We start from the raw sequence: 17,973 nt of genomic DNA on the forward strand, positions 1-17,973 counted from the left end.
TGCCGAGCCCTAGCGAGGCACCGAGTGGTGGGGCAAAGCCTTTTGGTTCCTTTTTGGCGTTTGAAAAAGGGACTCGCCGTAAGGGCGAAACCGCCAGCCGCCACCACCGAAGAAACGGATAAGCTCCCAATCCAATCCAATCCAATCCATACACATAACGTCAAGCTTAAGTGAACAGCATTGCTTGTAGGAGCGAGCCTGCTCGCGAAAAACCTGAGAGCGCCGCAGGGTGTCAGGCTTCCAGCGTTTTCGTTGTCGTCCATCGCGAGCAGGCTCGCTCCTACAAATGCATTTAGCGTAAGGCCCGGGGGTTACCACCGCACGCCAAACACTTCGCGCAGCTCATCCAGTGCGGCCTGGTCGAGCGGGGTTGGCTTGGGGTTGCTCATCAGCCAGAGGCGTGCCGTTTCTTCCAGCTCTTCCAGGGCATAGCTCGCCTTCGACACCGAGCTTTCCCAGACCACCGGACCCAGGCGCTCGAGCATGACCCCGCGCACGCTGTTGGCCAGTTGCGCCACCCGCTCGGCGACCTTCGGCGAGCCCGGACGCTCATAGGCGATCAACGGGATGTGCCCGACCTTCATCACCTGATAGGGCGTCAGCGGCGGCAGGATGTCATCCTGCTGCCAGACCCCGGCCAGCGTCAACGCCACCAGGTGTGTGGAGTGGGTGTGGACCACGCCGCCGACACCCGGGTTGCGATCATAGACCTCCCGGTGCAAGGCCAGGGTCTTCGACGGTTTGTCGCCGCTGACCCATTCCCCTGCCAGGTTGACCTTGGAGAGGGCGGCCGGATCCAGGCGGCCCAGGCACGCGTCCGTGGGCGTGATCAGCCAGCCATCGTCGAGCCGGGCGCTGATGTTGCCGGCACTGCCTACCGTGTAGCCACGGCTGTACAACTGGCCGCCGACGTCACAGATTTCTTCGCGCAGGGCGTTTTCGTTGCTCATGCTTGATCTCCCGCCAGATGTTTCAGCGCCTTGGCGAAAAAGTCGGGGCCACCGAAGTTGCCGGACTTGAGCGCCAGGGCCAGGGGTTCACCGGGTGTGCTGACGCAAGCGGGCACGCCCGGATCAATTTGCGCACCGATCTGCAAGAGCTGGATACCCAGCGCTTGCACCACGGCCCCGGAGGTTTCCCCGCCGGCGACCACAAAGCGCCGCACACCGGCCTGGCGCAGTCCGCTGGCTATCCGGCCCATGGCCTGCTCGACCATATTGCCCGCGCGCTCGGTACCCAGCTCACGTTGTACGGTCTTGACCTCATCCGGGGAGCTGGTGGCGTAGATCAGCACCGTTTCTGCCGAGTCAGCGGCGAAGGCCAGTGCCTGTTCGATAACCGGCGCTCCCGCAGCCAAGGCCAACGGGTCAATCCGAAAGGCCGGACGACCTGCCTGCAGCCAGCTCGCCACTTGCCCGTTGGTGGCTTGCGAAGCGCTGCCCGCGAGCACCACTTCGCCGCCGTCGACCTTAGGCACTAGAGCGGCGTCCAGGTCGCGCAGTTTACCCGCCCGACGGAAGTTGTCCGGTAAGCCCAGCGCCAGCCCCGAACCGCCCGTCAGCAGGGCAAGACCGGCGCAGGCTTCGCCCAACAGGTGCAGTTCGGCATCGGACACGGCATCGGCGATCGCCATGCGCACACCCTCGGCGCGAAGCTGCGTCATGCGGGCGCGAATGCTTTCTACACCCCTGGACACCGTGTCATGTCGCAGCAGGCCGACCTTGCCCTGGCTCTGCGCTTGCAGCACCCGAACCAGGTTGGCGTCGGTCATCGGTGTCAGCGGGTGATGCTGCATGCCCGACTCGCTGAGCAGTTGGTCCTGGACGAACAAATGCCCGCGAAAGACCGTGCGCCCGTTTTCCGGGAAGGCGGGGCACGCCAGGGTGAAATCACTGCCCAGCGCGTCCAGCAGCGCTTCGCTCACCGGGCCGATGTTGCCGGCAGCGGTAGAGTCGAACGTCGAGCAGTACTTGAAGAAAATCTGTTCGCAGCCACGCTCACGCAACCAGCGCAGCGCTTCGAGCGAGGCCTCCACGGCGTCGGTGGCCGGCACGGTCCGGGACTTCAGGGCGATGACGATCGCGTCGGCGTCGAGTTGTTCGGCAACCTCGGCACCGGGTATGCCGATGCTTTGCACGGTGCGCATACCGCCGCGCACCAGCATGTTGGCAAGGTCTGTCGCACCGGTGAAATCGTCAGCGATGCAGCCCAGCAGAGGGCGGGCAGGGGCATTCAACATGTCGAGCTCCTCCTTTGGGTTCATCCGGGCAGATATTCAGTCATGTACTGCTTGATCACAGCGCGGAAATCCTCATCCGCGGTGAAGCCCAGGTCCCGCGAGTAGGTGGCGCAAAAGGACCCTGGCCACGAACCGACGATGCGCTCGATCGCCGGATTGCGCTCCAGGCTGATCCGCGCGGCCACGTTTTCACCGGCGACCTGGCGCAGGGCATCGATCATCTGTTCGACGGTAATCGACAGGCCTGGCATGTTGATCACCCGACCCTCGGTCATCTGCTCGCCGGCCAGCTCATGACCATGGATCAGGTTGGCGATCGCCTGTGCTGGCGACATCAGCCAGAGCCGCATATCGAGGGGCACCGGGCAAACGCTGGATTGGCCATTGAGCGGTTCGCGGATGATCCCGCTGGCAAAGCTGGAAGCGGCCAGGTTGGGTTTGCCCGGGCGCACCACGATGGTCGGCATGCGCAGGCTGCGACCATCGACAAAACCGCGCCGGCTATAGTCGGCGAGCAGCAGGTCGTTCATGGCCTTTTGCGTGCCATAGGAACTCTGCGGTGCCCACACCTGATCATCGCGCACGCGTTCCGGCAGTTGCCCGCCGAATACCGCGACGGAGCTGGTCATCACCCATTTCGGGCAGGTGCCGAGCTGGCGAATGCGTTCGAGCATGTTCTGGGTCGCGGTGAAGTTGATGCGCATGCCCAGTTCGAAGTCGGCCTCCGCCTGGCTGGAAACCACCGCAGCCAAATGGAAGATGCTGTCGGTGCTGGCGTCGATCAGGCTGTCGAGCACTTCAGGGTTGGCGATATCGCCACACACCACCGTTACCCGCGGATCATCGATGCCCTCCAGCGCGACCATGTCGAAGGCGATGATTTGCCCGATGGGTTGGGACTGGCCTGCACGGTCGGTGAGCGAGCCACGCAGCAGCAGGGCCTGGATCAGGCGGCGGCCAAGGAAGCCGGCTGCACCGGTCACGAGAATTTTCATGAGTTGCTCCAAACGTCAACGGTTGACGAGTTTTCCGGGAATTCTGAAGACCAGCAGGGCGCCGAGGAACAGTGCGCTTGCCATCACATACATGCCGATCGTGGTACTGTGGGTCGTGTCTTTGAGGAAACCCATCAGGTACGGCGAGACGAAGCCCGCCAGGTTGCCCCAGGAGTTGATCAGGGCAATGCCGGCGGCTGCGGCGGTGCCGCCGAGGAAGGCCGTTGGCAGGCTCCAGAACAGCGGCAGGGTGCTCATGGCGCCCATGGAGCCCAGGGTCAGGCCGATCATCGAAATGGTGAAGTTGTCGCTCCAGGTAGCGGAGATGAACAGCCCGATACCGCCCAGCACCGCGGTCAGCGCCAGGTGCCAGCGACGCTCGCGCAATCGGTCGGCGCTACGCGACACCAGGATCATGGTCATCGCGGCGGCGGCATACGGGATGGCGGTGAGCATGCCGACCTGCAAGACATCGCTGACGCCAGCCTGGCGGATCAGCGTCGGCAACCAGAAGCCCACGGTGTAGAAGCCGGCGATCATGCAGAAATAGATGGCCGTCAGCAGCCAGATGCGCGGCTGCAGGAACACCTCTTTGAGGCTGTGGGTTTGATGGCCAGCGGTCTCGGCGTCGATGCGCGTCTGCAGCAGGGTTTTCTCTTCCCGGGTGAGCCAGCCTGCACTGGAGATGCGGTCGCTGAGGCAGAAGATCACCAGGATGCCGACGGCGATCGAAGGCAGCCCTTCGAGAAAGAACAGCCATTGCCAGCCGGCAAACCCATGGTCACCGTTGAAGGCGCTCATGATCCAGCCGGACAGGGGCGCACCGATCAGTCCCGAGAGCGGCACGGCCGTGGCGAACAGGGCGTACATCTTGCCGCGACGATGGGTCGGGAACCAGTAGGACAGGTAGAGGATGACGCCCGGGTAGAACCCGGCCTCGGCGATCCCCAGCAGGAAACGCATGATGTAGAAGGACATCGGCGTGCTGACCAGCGCCATGGCCGAGGAGATGATGCCCCAGGTGATCATGATGCGCGCGATCCACAACCGCGCACCGACGCGATGCAGGATCAGGTTGCTGGGAATTTCCACGAGGAAGTAGGCAATGAAGAAAATCCCTGCGCCAAGACCGTAGACGGCCTCGGAAAACTGCAGATCGTCGGACATCTGCAATTTGGCGAAACCCACGTTCACCCGATCCAGATAGGCGACGAGGTAACACAGCAGCAGCAACGGCAGGGTACGCCACGCGGCTTTGCGATACGCAAGGTCCTCGAAGCGATCGACGGGCACGGTGGTGCCGGTTTGAATCACTGATTCAGTCATGTGTTTCCCCCATCCTTATTTTTGTAGTGGGTGACGTTGTTTTTATCGGACTTACATGAAGATCGGTTTTTTATCATAATACGTCATACGAATTCAAGGAGCAGAATCCAGAGGGGACGACGGGTCTAAAATGCAGTACCGTTCACCGATTTGAGCCCAGAGATGCCTATGCCTACTCCTGACAAATCCCCCTGTTCCGCCGAGGCGCTGGCCGTTTTGAAGGACTCCGCCAAGGGCACGCTGTCCGATCAGGTGACGGCGGCCCTGAAGGCCTACATCGCCAATGGCGAAGTGCTGCCGGGCGCTCGTCTGCCCACCGAGCCCGTGCTCTCGGAGCGTTTCGGGGTGAGCAGGACGGTCATCCGCGAGGCGATCTCACGCCTGAAATCAGCCGGGCTGGTCGAAGTTCGCCAAGGCAGCGGCACCGTCGTCAGCGAAGGCGCGCACATCAAGGCGTTCACCATCGACCTGGACGTCAGCGGGTCGATCGAGGCAGTGTTGCGGGTTACCGAACTGCGCCGCGGCATCGAAGGGGAGGCGGCGGCACTGGCGGCACAGCGGCATTCGCCGGCGCAACTGGAGGCCATCCACCAGGCGCTCAAGGCCATCGATGCCGCCGAGCAGGCGGGGCGCGATGGCGTCGAGGAAGACCTGGCGTTCCATCACTCCATTTCCAGGGCAACGGGCAATCCGCTGTACCCGTCACTGCACGAGTTCATCGCGCAGTACATCAAGGAAGCGATCCGCATCACCCGCTCCAACGAGGAACGCCGCCACGACCTGGCCAGGACGGTGCATGTCGAACACTCCGCCGTGTACGAGGCCATCGCCGCACGAGACCCTGAAGGCGCGCGCCATGCCGCCCTTAACCACATCAACAATGCGGTCGAGCGGCTCAAGAGTGCCGATCCGGCGTTCTGGCAGAATCCGGGGGCGAGAACCTAGTAGCACCGCGCGCGTCATGCATCGGTTGTTGGCCGTTGGCGGCTCCATTGCCGAAGCCTTCAACCAGATCTATATCTTCGAGCGCGCCTGCCAGGCTCAGGTGGCTGCATTGGCTGGTGGGCAATCGCTGCGTTTCCCCTCAAAAGACGTCTGCGAACTCACGGCCAGGCAGTTGGCCGCCGAGATTCGAGACAATCTTCACCTGTTGGCCTGGGAAGCTGCGTTGCGACTGATCGATGAGCAGAAATCCGATTATTGCGCCTGAGTGATTTCTGCCCCCGGATTATGGTGAACGCCTTGTCCCGACAGCAAAGCGCAGAGCAACGGGTCGCTTCAGCCTGCGCTGTGAAATCCGGGCAAAACGTATTCGGCAATTTCTTCAACCACCTCCACAAGGGGGCGTTCGCTGTGACGCAGATGCAGGCCAATATGCTGCACACCCGCTTCACGCAGTGCCTCCAGCTCTGCAATGAGCGCCATACGCCCGCCACGACCACCGAAGCGCAGCGGTTTCATCGGCGCATAAGGATCGGCTTCAAGGTCCAGATGCAGGAAGGTGATATAGGGTTTGTCAGCACCTACTTCACGCCAGAGACCAACGCGCCGACGATGTTCCTGTGGTGTTCCAGGGTAGGCGAGCCAGCCATCCATGTGCTCTCCAATCCAATTGGGTGATTGTTGGCCAAGTCCGGCAACCAGCAAGGGAACGCGCTCTTCACGCTGTGGCAAGAGTTGAGCGCCTTCCGGCAGGCGTCCAGTGCCCTGGCTTTTCAGCAGTTCCACGGCACTGCGAAAATGTGCTCCCCGTTGGTTGTAGTCGACTCCGAACAGCGGGTATTCCATCGGCCGATCGCCACTGGCCACGCCCAGTAGCAGGCGACCTTCACTCAGTTCGTCGATGCTATTGGCCGCCTTGAGGGTTAACCAGGGTTGTCGAAGCGGCAACACCACCGCGGCGGTGCCCAGCATGATGTTTTCAGTGACGCCGGCTAGATAGCCCAAGTAGGAAAAGGTCTCGAAAACCTGGGCGGCATCTCCAAAGTTCGGGTCATACATCGGCACGTCACGCACCCACAGTGCTCGAAATCCACTGGTGTCCGCCAATCGGGCCAATTGGGCGTGTTGCTTCAGGTCAGGAACGCCAAAGGGTCGTTTCTCTGCCATGCGCAAGTGTTGGCCCGATTTCGACCAATCATTGTCCAGTGGCAATTCCAGCCCGATGGAGAAGTGGGTGGATCCCAGCAAACGTTGAAAGTGTGAGTTCATGAAGTCTCCTGTGCCTGCACAATCCAGGGCAGCGCTTTGGGTGAATGCCGACAGTATCGGCGCCCCCTGTTGGGAGAAAAATGCACCGACAGGCACAATAGTTTTGACCTGAATGCACTATTGGACGACTTCCTTTGTGGAGGCAGTAGTGATTGCCAAGGGAGCAGGTTCAGGGAGGAGCTCACTGCGAAGCTCTTTACTCAAGACTCACAAAAACGCCGCTCATTGAGCGGCGTATTTTCAATGCAAAAACGATAGCTTGAATCGATCAGCCTTTTGCCTGGTTCGGGGACTTGAGTCGCTCGACTATGACCTTGCCCACGTCCAGCGCTGAAGCCGGATTTTGCCCGGTCACCAATTCGCGGTCGATGACGATATGAGGAGCCCACGCAGCAGTGTTGCTGCTGTATACGCCTCCGGCTTTTTCAAGGGCGGTTTGCGGATAGAACTTCATGGCCCCCCCGTTCAGTAGTCCCTTGGCCAGTTCCTCTTCCTGGTTGCTGATGACGGTGAACTTGTATCCGGCGTAGGTCCAGTCCGGCGTGGCGGTTTCGGTGCCGGATTCGAGCTTGTGAGTGAAGGTCGTCGGGTCGGACAGGGTAGACAGCAGGGCAATCGGACCATGGCAGACGAGGGCGGTTGTCTTGTTGTTTGCATGGAAGTTGTTCAGCAGTTTGCCCAACGCGGAGCTGCGCAGCAGATCCTGCATCGGTGCGTGGCCACCGGGTACATAGATAGCATCGAAATGCTCGTAGCCAATCTGTTCGACGCGCGACAGGCTGATGACAGGAGACTCACCCGCAGAGGTGATCTTGAGGCGTTCAAGCAACGCCTTGTGCTCCTCCAGTGCCGTCACGTCATTGTTGAAATACATCTTGTCGCTGGAGGACTTGTCCAGCGTTGGCGCGTTGCCCGTCGGCGTTGCAAAGGTCACCGAATGCCCGGCATCAAGCAGCAGTTTCACAGGTTGCATCAATTCGTTCAGGTAAAAACCAGTCGCAAAGACTTTCTTGTCCTTGAGGTCGAGGTGGTCTGAATCTGACAGAACGACCAATACGTTGCCGGCCTGAGCGTTGAAGGCCGTAGTGCAAATGGTCATTGCCAGGGCGAGTCGGGTAATGGGGCGCATGGGATTTCCGAACAGTGGAGGTTGTGTTCGATCAGCAGTCGACTGATCGTTGATACAACTATATTCATGCCTCCCTGGGCGATAAACTTGCTCAGAAGAAAAGCACTTGTTCTTTGGAGGTAAAGGTGAGCCGTCGATTCGACTATCTTGCAGACGTAGAAGTCTTCGTCACCGTAGTGGAGAAGGGCTCCCTGAGTGCTGGGGCGGTTGTTCTGGCGACCACCCCTTCGGTGGTCAGCCGGGCGATCTCACGCCTGGAAACACGCCTGGGCGTTCAGCTATTACGGCGCACGACTCGACGCCTGAGCCTGACCGACGCGGGTCTGCTTTACCTGGAACAGTCCCGCACGGCATTTTCGTTGATCGATGATGCAGAGCGGGCGATCCTTGGGCAGGAAGGCACGTTGACCGGTCGGGTCCGACTCAGCGTGCCGACGACTTACGGACACTACAGGCTGCCGGCGTTGCTCTGCCGCTTCAACCGGCAGTACCCACAGGTGCGCATCGAGTTGAGCATCAGCAATCGAAATGTGGATCTGGTGGCCGAAGGGTACGACCTGGCCATTCGCCTGGGGCAATTACCCGACAGCGGTCTGGTTGGACGCAAACTTGAAGAGGCGGGTTTGTGTGTGGTCGCCGCGCCGGATTACCTGCAGCGCGCAGGTATGCCTCGCAGCGTTGACGAACTGTCAGCACATGCCTGTCTGCCATTTGTGATGCCCAGCAGCGGCCGGATCGGGCCTTGGCTCTTTTGCGAGCAGGGGATTGATCGGGAGTGGATACCCGAGGCGAGTATTCAAGTGTCCGACGACGTGCTGGGCACGGTGTCATTGGCCGAGCACGGCATGGGAATCTGCCAGACCTACGAGTTTATTGTACGGGAGCGGATTCAAAGCGGGCGCCTGGTGCCGCTGCTCGAACAGTCGGGTGGGCGGTCCCGACCGTTCTCGTTGATATTCCCGCCTCATCGCCAGTTATCGGCTGCGTCCAGGGCGCTGATCGACTTCCTGATTCGCGAGGTAGCGAATCAGGCCGATACATCACTCATTAAGCGTCATGCAATCGAGTAGGGCGGGTAATCGGTATAACCCTTGGATCCGCCACCATAGCTCAATGCGCGGTCTGGTTTTAACAGCGGCCAGTCGTTGTACAGGCGCTCGACCAAGTCGGGGTTGGCGATGAACGGTTCACCGAAGGCTGCGATGTCGATCAACTCGTCGCGCAGGAATTTTTCCGCACGCTCTTTGGTCATGCCTCCGGCGAGAACCAATGTACCAGGGTAGTGGCTGCGGAATCTCTGCAGAAAATCGTCTGGAATCGGCGAACTGCCCCGCGACAGTTGATCCATGAAATGAACGTAGGCCAGTCCACGCCGGGACAGCTGATCGGCGATATACAAGTAGGTTTCCTCGACGTCCTCGTAAAGCCCCATGTCGAACAGTCCGCCGAACGGTGACAGGCGTATTGCCGTGCGTTGCGCACCAATACGATCAATGACGCTATCGACCACTTCCAGCAAGAAACGAGTGCGGTTTTCGAGGGTGTCGCTGCGGTAATCGTCCGTGCGGTCATTGACCAACGGATTGAGGAACTGTTCGATCAGGTAGCCATTCGCTCCATGCAATTCAATGCCATCGAAGCCGGCATCAATCGCATTGGCAGCGGCCTGTGCAAAGTCACGAATGACCTCCTTGACTTCCTCTGTGCCGAGGGCGCGGGGTTCAGAAACATCGACCGGGCCGGGTTCACCACGATCGGTCATACCCCAGGCCTGGGAGTTGCGAGCAATCCGGGAGGTCGAGCTGACCGGTGCAGCACCGCCGGGCTGAATGCTGACGTGGGAAATACGCCCGACATGCCATAGCTGCGTAAAGATAACGCCGCCGGCATTGTGGACAGCCTGGGTCACTTTGCGCCAGCCATCGATCTGGGGCGAGGTGTAGATACCAGGGATGGCCAGAAACCCTTCAGCCGAGCGCGAAATCGGAGTGCCCTCGGTAATGATCAGTCCGGCACTGGCGCGTTGGCTGTAGTACAGCGCGGTCAGTTCGTTGGCGATGCCATCGGGGTTGCGAGCCCGGGTCATCGGTGCCATTGCGATGCGGTTACGCAGCGTCAGCGCGCCGGTCTGGCAGGGGTCAAATAAAGTGCTCATGGGGTCATGTCCTCACTGATGGTGCTCAAGAGCGTAAGCGTCGGTTTGCTCGCTGATAACCTGGCAACGATGAACATGTTTTGTGAGGTCGTTTCACAACTGTGCAGGGAAGCGGCAGCCACATCGAGGATATGGGGCGATCAATGTGAATTTTATTCAAAAGACAAATGAATGTTGCCCCCTTATTTATGCCATTTTTGACAAGGTGCTTGTGATATTTTTTCACTAGTCATTCAGAGGAGAAAGACGTGGATAACAGAGCGGGTGAGATGTCGGTATTCGTGCGCGTTGTTGATGCCGGCAGCTTTTCGCAAGCCGCACGCCAAATGCTGATGACGCCTTCAACCGTCAGCAAACTGATTGTGCGCCTGGAGCTTCGTCTAGGCGTTCGCCTGCTGGAGCGCTCGACACGCAAGCTGTCATTGACCGATGAAGGGCGCATTTACTATGAGCGCAGTCATGCACTGCTGGCTGAACTTGATGACGTCGAACGGGTATTGGCCCAAGGCGCACAGAAAGCACGTGGAACAGTGCGCATCAATGCCTCGGTAGCGTTTGGTACCCTGGCGATCGAACCCAATTTGCCGGCTTTCTGGGAGGCTCATCCCAATATTCAGATCAACCTTTCCTTGTGCGATGACATCGTCGACATGTACCTGGATAGAACGGACATTGCCTTCCGCGTAGGCGTATTGAATGACTCGACGCTGCGTGCGAGGAGGATCGGGGTTGCCCGGCGCAAGATCGTTGCTTCGCCGGTTTACCTGGAAAAGTACGGGGTTCCCGAAACCCTGGAAGACCTGTGCGAACATAATTGCCTGAGCTTCAATTTCCGTCGTTCCAGTCCGGTCTGGCCCATGCACCAGAGTGGTCGTATCGTTGATCGGATCGTCCAGGGCAACCTGCAAGCGAACAATGGCGAGACGGTTCGGCGCATGGCCATTGCCGGCGTCGGGATCGCCAGGCTGGCGGACTTTCACATCGATGAAGATCTTGCTGCAGGGCGCCTGGTCGAGGTCCTCGCGCAAAGCGGGCATGATTGCGAGGAAGTCCATGCGCTGTATCAGGGGGGGCAACATGTGCCCCAGCGTATCCGGACGTTCCTCGACTTCATGGTGCCGCGCCTGCAGGCTTTCATGGATCGCGGGTGAGCCCGCTGCCATCCTCAGTCGCTGGCTTCAATGATTGCCTTGAGGTTCTCCAGGCCTGAGCGATAGAGGGCCTGGAAGTGCTCGATGACTGTCTCTTCATCGGCCCCCTGAACCAGAAACGTGCTCGACCAGGACGCCAGCGTTCGGCCTTTGCCATCGGACTGCGCCGACATTCTGCCGACATAGTCAATGACCGGCGACGGGCCTTCCAGCAAGGCATAGCTATAGTGTTTTTCATCTTCGTCAAACGTGAGCAAGCGCTCGACAATGGTCGCACCCTGGGTGGTTTCCAGATGACGCAGGCGTCCTCCGTCACTCAGGGTGCTGCTGGCGATGACATCGAGCCAGCGAGGCAACCAGTCAAAGCCGCCGAGTAGCGACCAAACCTGTTCGAGGGGACGTTCGATGGCAATCCAGACGTGGACTTCACTCATGTTTTTACCTGTTTTGGGAGGGGTGTTCATAGGATGACTGACGCGACCAGCCATAAATTGGCGGCACTGATCAGCAGGAAAATCACCCAGGCCATGACAGCGACCGGGTGTGAAGTAGCGAAGTCGCCCATCAGCGTTTTATCGCGGGTAAAACGAATCAGCGGATAGACCGCAAACGGCAGTTGTATCGACAGCACCACCTGTGAAAGCACCAGCAGGTCACCCACTGCGCGATCCCCCAGCCAGAGGATTGCGCCCAGCGCCGGCACAATGGCCAGCAGACGGGTGACGACGCGTTGCTTCCACAATGCAACCTTCAGCTGCAGGAAACCTTCGAGCACCACTTGACCGGCGAGAGTGCCTGTCAGCGTCGCGCTTTGTCCGGACGCAAGCAGGGCCAGGGCAAACAGCACGGCGGACAGGGCGACCCCCGTCAGCGGCGCCAGCAGTTGGTGGGCCTGCTCGATGCCGCCAATCTCGGTGTGGCCACTGTCATGGAATACGGCTGCGGCCACTAGAAGAATGGCGACCTGTACGGCGGCGGCAAGCGAAAGCGCGCGGATCGTATCGTTCGAACCGCGGCGCAGAGATTGCCTGACCTGCACACCGTCATCAGGGCGGCTGGGGGATCGGGACAGGGATGAATGCAGGTACAGGTTGTGCGGCATGACGGTGGCGCCGATGATGCCCACCGCAATGAATAGCGCCCCAGGTTCAGCCAGTGTGTCCAATGAAGGACTGAACCCCTGGAGCACAGCATTTGTATCGAGTGTGATCAGCGCCAGTTCAATGGCAAAGCACAGGACAATGATCGCTACCAGTGCCAGGACGATCTTCTGCACTCGGCCATTGGCGGCGCCCTTCACGCCCAGGATGAACAGGGTACTGACAGCAGTCAGCACGATGCCGATGCTCAGCGGCAGGTTGAACAGCAGTTTGAACGCCAATGCCGCTCCCAGTACTTCGGCGATGTCGGTAGCGATGATGGCTATCTCCGCCATCGCCCAGTGCGCAAATGTGGCTTGTCGGCCATAGCGAAGGCGGCAGGTCTGGGCAAGGTCCTGACCTGTGACCACGCCCAGGCGCAGGGCGAGTGTTTGCAAGAGCATGGCCGCCAGGCTCGACAACACCACCATGAACAGCAAGCTGTATCCGAATTGAGCACCGGCGGCGATCCCGGTGGCCCAATTGCCGGGATCCATGTAACCCACGGCGATCAACAGCCCGGGGCCCATCAATAGTGAGAGGCGCCCGGGCACAGGCGAGCGTTGGTTGGCCGGCACTGCGGGGTGCTCCGAAAGCGAAATCCGGGCTGTCATCGATCAAAGTCTCCTGTGGCGCCGGGGCAGGCGCGCCAGCACCAGGGTATGAATGAACAGCAGAATGCCGGCCACCGAAAGGATCGCGGATACGTTTCCACTCATGGCTTGGGCTGACAGCAGGCACACCAGCGCCGCCATTTGGCTCAGCAGGCGCCGGGCCAGCGAGCTCCGTGAGGGTTTCGACACTTCGAACAGGCAGCCGGGCCAGGCGTCTGGCATGGCTTGCGAGAACGTCATGACGGCGATGGCCACCACGGCATAGAGCCAGATCCCGACAGCGGGGGGGCTGTCGGTCAGCGCCAGGGCGATGGCGCTGATCGTCAACAACGTTGCAAGAGCAGTGAACGCAACACGGCTATGACTCATGGTGTCTGGCTCAAGCCCATCGGCGCATCCACCCGCAGGCGCAACACATGAAATGGTGGCTGACTGTCGTCCTCACCCGCATTGAGCAAGGGGTGACGGTGCAACTGGTTGGCCGTGATGTACAGCCATTTGCCTTGTGCATCGAGTTCGACACCATCCGGCCAACCGAGCAACCGATCATCCTGGGCCAGGATGCGATAGCCGGCCGGCGACGCTAGCCCGATAGCGTTATTGGCGATGTCGGTCACGTAGACGTTGCCTTCGGCATCGACATCGAAGCCGTCGCAATGCGGCTTTTCGCACCAGTACTCCACGGCCTCACTCAACGCTGTCATGCCGCAGGGTTGAGCGAGGCTTTCGGTGCTGATCCGATAGACCTGGCGCGCCGACATCGAACCGAAATACACCCAGCGGCCTAAAGGATCGATTGCAATCGGATTGAGGCCGTAGCGATACGCAATGACTTCACCTTCGGGCGTACGCAACGCCAGCGGTTTACCCGCAACGATCAGCGGCACATCGCCCGGCATCAGTCCTGGGTAGCACTCCAGCGAGCGCCACGAAAGGCCGGTTAGCAGATCGACCACGACAATGGCTGGATAGTCGCTGACGCCACTGGCATTCATCGTCATGTCGGCGATGTAGATGCGCTGGCGCCGCCAATCGATGACGAAATCCTGGGTGAAGGAACTGGGGCGCAGGACGTTCTGCGGCAACACGATCAGTCGGTGTAAACGTTTTTCGCGGTCATTCCAGGCGATCAGCCGCGGCTGCTGTTGCTGCGGCTTGCCCATGTCGAGTATCCAGACGATCCCTTCGGGGTCGGTGCGGATACCGATCACTGCGGACATGCCACGCCCATCGTCGCCAGGTTTGCCGGCCCAGGTCTCATTGGGGTAAGCCGGGTGCTCACCGTCCTGCGCCACTGTCCGCACCGAGATGTCTGGCGCGATGATGGCAGATACCGACACCAGTACTCGCCCGTCAGGCATTACCGTGGGGTTGCCCGGACGCTCGACCGGGAATGTCGCGAAAATCTCCAATGGCTGGCTGTTCATGGCTTGGCCTGCACGAACGATTCTGCGGTGCCGCTGGACGGATCGACAAAAATGATGTCGCTTGGATCACGTCGCGGGGTATCGACCGACACCATGAACAGCGGGTGTTCGAGGATCTTCGGCATGCCGTGAATGGTGAACTTCTTGAAGAACAGCATTTCGCCTGGACCAACCTCGAACTCTTCGCGATCGCCCATGAAAAAGGTTGCGCGCCCTGACAGCACAATCAGGTATTCGTCGCAGGTGGCGTGGTAGTGCGCGGGGGTCGGATGATAAACCCGGAATACGCGGGCACTGGCTTCGTCTTCATCGGTCAGGCGCGTGTCGACCAGCAGCGTTTCGGCTGTTTCGGGGAACGTCTTGACGATCTCGTCGAGGTTGAACGAGGCATGGGGTGCGGCCTCGACCAGTTTTTTCCGGGTGCTTGCTTCGGTCATCTTGAAACCCTCATTCAGGCGTCTTTCGAGGGACGCTGTGATGTTGTTTGAGGCTTCAGGATAAGCACTGGAAAAACAGCAGAGAACGCAGTGGCCGTGCACAAGATTTGAGAATTCAAATAACAATTCGATTCGCTCGTGTGCCCACCGCGATGGCGTGCTTCTGCGAATTCAATTCCAAACAGCTACGCCCGGCGATGCATTTCTGACGCGAACGGCCTGCGGCATAGTGATGAGTACTCACTATCGAGTCCAGCTGCGTCGGAGACAAAAGATGCAAGTCAGAGCTGCTGTTCTAAGACACATGAATGCGGCCCCACCCTATGCCCAGAGCAAACCGATTTCGATCGAAACCATCGAACTGGCGCCGCCGGGACCGGGCGAAGTGCTGGTGCGAATTCGCGCCGCCGGCCTGTGCCATTCCGATTTGTCGGTGATCAATGGCGACCGGCCCAGGCCATTGCCCATGGCGCTCGGTCATGAAGCTGCAGGAGTGGTCGAAGCCCTGGGCGAGGGGGTCAGCGATCTCGAACCGGGGGATCATGTGGTCATGGTGTTCATGCCCAGTTGCGGTCATTGCCTGCCCTGTGCCGAGGGTCGCCCTGCGCTCTGTGAGCCTGGGGCGAAAGCCAACGCTGCCGGGACGCTGATCAACGGCTCGGTGCGCTTGAGCTCGCCTGCCGGGCATGTCCATCATCATCTTGGCGTTTCGGCGTTCGCCGAGTACGCCGTGATGTCGCGTAATTCCGTGGTCAAGATCGACCGCCAATTGCCCTTTGTCGAAGCGGCGTTGTTTGGCTGCGCGGTGTTGACCGGTGTCGGTGCGGTGGTCAACACCGCGCAATTGCGCGTAGGCTCGAGCGCCGTGGTAATCGGCCTGGGCGGCGTCGGGCTCGCTTCGGTGTTGGGTGCACGGGCCGCGGGGGCCAGCAAAATCATTGCTGTTGACCTGTCAGCGGAAAAACTCGCCCTGGCCAGGGACGTTGGCGCCACCGCCGTGGTCAACGGTGGTGCCCCGGACGCCGTCGAACAGGTGCTGGCGCTGACCGGTGGCGGCGCCGACTACGTGTTCGAAATGGCCGGATCCATCCGGGCTCTGGAAAACGCGATGAAAATGACCAGGCGCGGTGGCATGACCGTGACCGCCGGCCTGCCGCCACCCGGTTCGGCGCTGCCGGTCAATGTCGTTCAGTTGGTGGGCGAGGAGCGCACGCTCAAAGGCAGCTATATCGGCACCTGTGTGCCGCTGCGCGATATTCCGCGGTTCATCGAGCTCTATCGTGATGGTCGCCTGCCGGTGGATCGGCTGTTGAGTGGCAGGCTCAAGCTGGACGACATCAACGAAGGTTTCGACCGCTTGCACGATGGCAGCGCGGTGCGTCAGGTCATTGAATTTTGAGGAGCGACAGCATGGCCGATACAAACTTCCTTTCAACCCTTGATGACCCGACGCTGTTTCGGGAAGCGAACTACATCGACGGCCAGTGGCTGGAGGTCGGTGAGGGGCGCAGCATCGTCGTGACCAATCCGGCCAACGGTAAAGTGCTGGGTCGGGTGCCGTCACTGGGCGCAAGCGACACCGCCCGGGCCATTGCCGCCGCCAAACGCGCGCAACCGGCGTGGCGGGCGCTCACCGCGAAAGAGCGCGCAACAAAACTGCGTCTTTTGTTCGAGTTGATGATCTCCCATCGCGAAGACCTCGCGCGAATCATGACTGCTGAACAAGGCAAGCCATTGACCGAGAGTCGCGGCGAGATCACCTATGCCGCGTCGTTCATTGAATGGTTCGCGGAGGAGGGCAAGCGGGTCTACGGCGACACCATCGCCTCCCATTCGCCAAGCAGTCGGATCATCGTTCAGAAAGAACCCATCGGTGTGTTTGCCGCGATCACCCCGTGGAACTTCCCGGCGGCGATGATCACCCGCAAGGCCGGGCCGGGTTGGGCCGCCGGTTGCACCGGGGTGTTGCGGCCGGCAAGCCAGACGCCGTTCTCAGCGCTTGCCATTGCCGTGTTGGCCGAGCGTGCGGGTCTGCCGCCAGGTGTGTGCAACGTGATTACCGGGCCGGGGAGTGAAATCGGTGGTGAGCTGACCTCCAACCCCGACGTGCGCAAATTGTCCTTCACCGGCAGCACCGAGGTCGGTGCCACGTTGCTGGCCCAATGCGCGCCCACGATTAAAAAGACCAGCATGGAGTTGGGCGGCAACGCGCCCTTTATCGTGTTTGACGATGCCGATCTGGATGCCGCGGTGCAGGGAGCACTGGCCTCCAAGTACCGCAACGCCGGGCAGACCTGCGTGTGCGCCAATCGTCTGCTGGTGCAGGACGGCATCTACGACGCTTTCGCGGCCAAACTGAAAACCGCAGTCGAAGCGTTGAAGGTCGGTAGCGGGTTTGAGGACGGCGTGACGATCGGCCCGCTGATCGACGACAACGCGGTGCGCAAGGCCGAGGAGCATGTTGCCGATGCGGTCGAGCGCGGTGCCTCGGTGCTGACCGGTGGAGAACGTCATCCGTTGGGCGGCAGTTTCTACCGGCCGACCATCCTGCTGAATGTGCCAAGGGAAGCGAAAGTGTTTCGCGAGGAGACGTTCGGCCCGGTGGCGCCGATGTTCCGCTTCACCTCCGAGGCACAAGCCATCGAGATGGCCAACGACACCGAGTTTGGCCTGGCATCGTATTTCTATAGCCGCGATATCGGTCGGATCATGCGTGTCGCCGAAGCGCTGGAGTGCGGCATCGTCGGAATCAACGAAGGACTGATCTCGACCGAAGTCGCGCCATTCGGCGGGGTGAAATCGTCGGGGCTGGGTCGCGAAGGTTCCAGGTACGGCATCGAAGACTATCTTGAAATCAAATACCTCTGCCTGGGCGGCATTGATCGCTGAATGTTCAAGGAGATGGCCGTAAGGTCATCTCCTTCGTTATGAATTCAAATATTCCAACCTCCCTTTCAATAATCTATTCCCTGAACTTCCACGAATTAATAATTGATCAGTGAATACGCTTCACAGATTATTTGCATGCGGGCGATTGAATGCCCGGATGGCTCATTCCAGAGCGCTGGCTCTTGTCTTTTGGTCAATATTCTTTTCGCATTTCGACGGTTTATCTTCACCGGGTGCTCACGGAAAATCCTTTCCATTCAA

Annotated in this window: 18 protein-coding genes; 6 read left to right on the forward strand and 12 right to left on the reverse strand. The window is 60.1% G+C overall.

Annotated features, from left to right (window positions below):
• Positions 1 to 311: 311 nt before the first annotated feature.
• The 4 genes from otnC to PMI35_RS08370 are packed head-to-tail and all read right to left on the reverse strand — an operon-like array spanning position 312 to position 4,560.
• The gene (otnC, locus tag PMI35_RS08385) at positions 312 to 950 is read right to left on the reverse strand and encodes a 3-oxo-tetronate 4-phosphate decarboxylase (protein ID WP_008063134.1); all 639 of its coding nucleotides are present in this window, start codon (positions 948 to 950) and stop codon (positions 312 to 314) included.
• The gene (otnK, locus tag PMI35_RS08380; RefSeq protein WP_008063136.1) at positions 947 to 2,239 is read right to left on the reverse strand and encodes a 3-oxo-tetronate kinase; all 1,293 of its coding nucleotides are present in this window, start codon (positions 2,237 to 2,239) and stop codon (positions 947 to 949) included. The genes otnC and otnK overlap by 4 nt, the downstream gene beginning before the upstream one ends.
• Positions 2,240 to 2,259: 20 nt before the next feature.
• Positions 2,260 to 3,234 carry a D-erythronate dehydrogenase gene (denD, locus tag PMI35_RS08375; protein WP_008063138.1) on the reverse strand — a complete coding sequence of 325 codons (975 nt, stop codon included), beginning with the start codon at positions 3,232 to 3,234 and terminating at the stop codon, positions 2,260 to 2,262.
• Positions 3,235 to 3,249: 15 nt separating this feature from the next.
• Entirely contained in the window at positions 3,250 to 4,560 is a 1,311-nt protein-coding gene (locus PMI35_RS08370) for an MFS transporter (RefSeq protein ID WP_008063146.1), read from the reverse strand.
• Positions 4,561 to 4,722: 162 nt separating this feature from the next.
• Here PMI35_RS08370 and PMI35_RS08365 point away from each other — a divergent pair, with 162 nt between their 5' ends.
• Positions 4,723 to 5,505 (forward strand): FCD domain-containing protein, encoded by a 783-nt coding sequence (locus tag PMI35_RS08365; protein ID WP_032831889.1) that lies wholly within the window; start codon positions 4,723 to 4,725, stop codon positions 5,503 to 5,505.
• A gap of 16 nt (positions 5,506 to 5,521) precedes the next feature.
• On the forward strand, positions 5,522 to 5,770 hold the full coding sequence (locus PMI35_RS08360; RefSeq protein ID WP_008063149.1) for a hypothetical protein: 249 nt from the start codon (positions 5,522 to 5,524) through the stop codon (positions 5,768 to 5,770).
• Positions 5,771 to 5,838: 68 nt separating this feature from the next.
• Here the strand turns inward: PMI35_RS08360 and PMI35_RS08355 are convergent, their stop codons facing one another.
• Together PMI35_RS08355 and PMI35_RS08350 are read right to left on the reverse strand one after the other, a co-directional pair.
• The gene (locus PMI35_RS08355; protein ID WP_008063151.1) at positions 5,839 to 6,771 is read right to left on the reverse strand and encodes a TIGR03571 family LLM class oxidoreductase; all 933 of its coding nucleotides are present in this window, start codon (positions 6,769 to 6,771) and stop codon (positions 5,839 to 5,841) included.
• A gap of 268 nt (positions 6,772 to 7,039) precedes the next feature.
• A complete protein-coding gene (locus tag PMI35_RS08350; RefSeq protein WP_008063156.1) occupies positions 7,040 to 7,900 on the reverse strand; it encodes a type 1 glutamine amidotransferase domain-containing protein in 861 nt (286 codons plus the stop codon).
• A 125-nt stretch (positions 7,901 to 8,025) separates the two neighbouring features.
• Here PMI35_RS08350 and PMI35_RS08345 point away from each other — a divergent pair, with 125 nt between their 5' ends.
• Positions 8,026 to 8,970, forward strand: a complete 945-nt coding sequence (locus PMI35_RS08345; protein ID WP_008063158.1) for a LysR family transcriptional regulator — start codon at positions 8,026 to 8,028, stop codon at positions 8,968 to 8,970.
• Here the strand turns inward: PMI35_RS08345 and PMI35_RS08340 are convergent.
• A complete protein-coding gene (locus tag PMI35_RS08340) occupies positions 8,955 to 10,055 on the reverse strand; it encodes an alkene reductase (RefSeq protein ID WP_008063159.1) in 1,101 nt (366 codons plus the stop codon). The genes PMI35_RS08345 and PMI35_RS08340 overlap by 16 nt on opposite strands.
• Positions 10,056 to 10,303: 248 nt before the next feature.
• On the opposite strand from PMI35_RS08340, the gene PMI35_RS08335 reads away from it, so the two are divergent.
• Positions 10,304 to 11,206: a LysR family transcriptional regulator gene (locus PMI35_RS08335; RefSeq protein ID WP_008063160.1), complete on the forward strand. Its 903-nt coding sequence runs from the start codon at positions 10,304 to 10,306 to the stop codon at positions 11,204 to 11,206.
• Between the two features lie 14 nt (positions 11,207 to 11,220).
• On the opposite strand, the gene PMI35_RS08330 is transcribed toward PMI35_RS08335, so the two are convergent.
• The 5 genes from PMI35_RS08330 to PMI35_RS08310 are packed head-to-tail and all read right to left on the reverse strand — an operon-like array spanning position 11,221 to position 14,823.
• Positions 11,221 to 11,640 carry an SRPBCC family protein gene (locus tag PMI35_RS08330; RefSeq protein WP_008063161.1) on the reverse strand — a complete coding sequence of 140 codons (420 nt, stop codon included), beginning with the start codon at positions 11,638 to 11,640 and terminating at the stop codon, positions 11,221 to 11,223.
• A gap of 26 nt (positions 11,641 to 11,666) precedes the next feature.
• Positions 11,667 to 12,959, reverse strand: coding sequence for an Nramp family divalent metal transporter (locus PMI35_RS08325; RefSeq protein ID WP_008063162.1), 1,293 nt, complete (start codon positions 12,957 to 12,959; stop codon positions 11,667 to 11,669).
• 3 nt (positions 12,960 to 12,962) lie between these two features.
• Positions 12,963 to 13,328, reverse strand: a complete 366-nt coding sequence (locus PMI35_RS08320) for a hypothetical protein (RefSeq protein ID WP_008063163.1) — start codon at positions 13,326 to 13,328, stop codon at positions 12,963 to 12,965.
• A complete protein-coding gene (locus tag PMI35_RS08315; protein ID WP_008063164.1) occupies positions 13,325 to 14,386 on the reverse strand; it encodes an L-dopachrome tautomerase-related protein in 1,062 nt (353 codons plus the stop codon). Before PMI35_RS08315 ends, PMI35_RS08320 begins: the two co-directional genes overlap by 4 nt.
• Complete coding sequence (locus tag PMI35_RS08310; protein WP_008024140.1) at positions 14,383 to 14,823, reverse strand: cupin domain-containing protein; 441 nt, start codon at positions 14,821 to 14,823, stop codon at positions 14,383 to 14,385. The genes PMI35_RS08315 and PMI35_RS08310 overlap by 4 nt, the downstream gene beginning before the upstream one ends.
• A gap of 274 nt (positions 14,824 to 15,097) precedes the next feature.
• Between PMI35_RS08310 and PMI35_RS08305 the strand changes: the two genes are divergently transcribed.
• Both PMI35_RS08305 and gabD read left to right on the forward strand, forming a co-directional pair.
• Complete coding sequence (locus PMI35_RS08305) at positions 15,098 to 16,222, forward strand: zinc-dependent alcohol dehydrogenase family protein (protein ID WP_008063171.1); 1,125 nt, start codon at positions 15,098 to 15,100, stop codon at positions 16,220 to 16,222.
• Positions 16,223 to 16,233: 11 nt separating this feature from the next.
• Entirely contained in the window at positions 16,234 to 17,712 is a 1,479-nt protein-coding gene (gene gabD, locus PMI35_RS08300) for an NADP-dependent succinate-semialdehyde dehydrogenase (RefSeq protein ID WP_008063172.1), read from the forward strand.
• Positions 17,713 to 17,973: the final 261 nt, after the last annotated feature.

The organism is Pseudomonas sp. GM78 (assembly GCF_000282475.1).
Taxonomy (GTDB): Bacteria; Pseudomonadota; Gammaproteobacteria; order Pseudomonadales; family Pseudomonadaceae; genus Aquipseudomonas.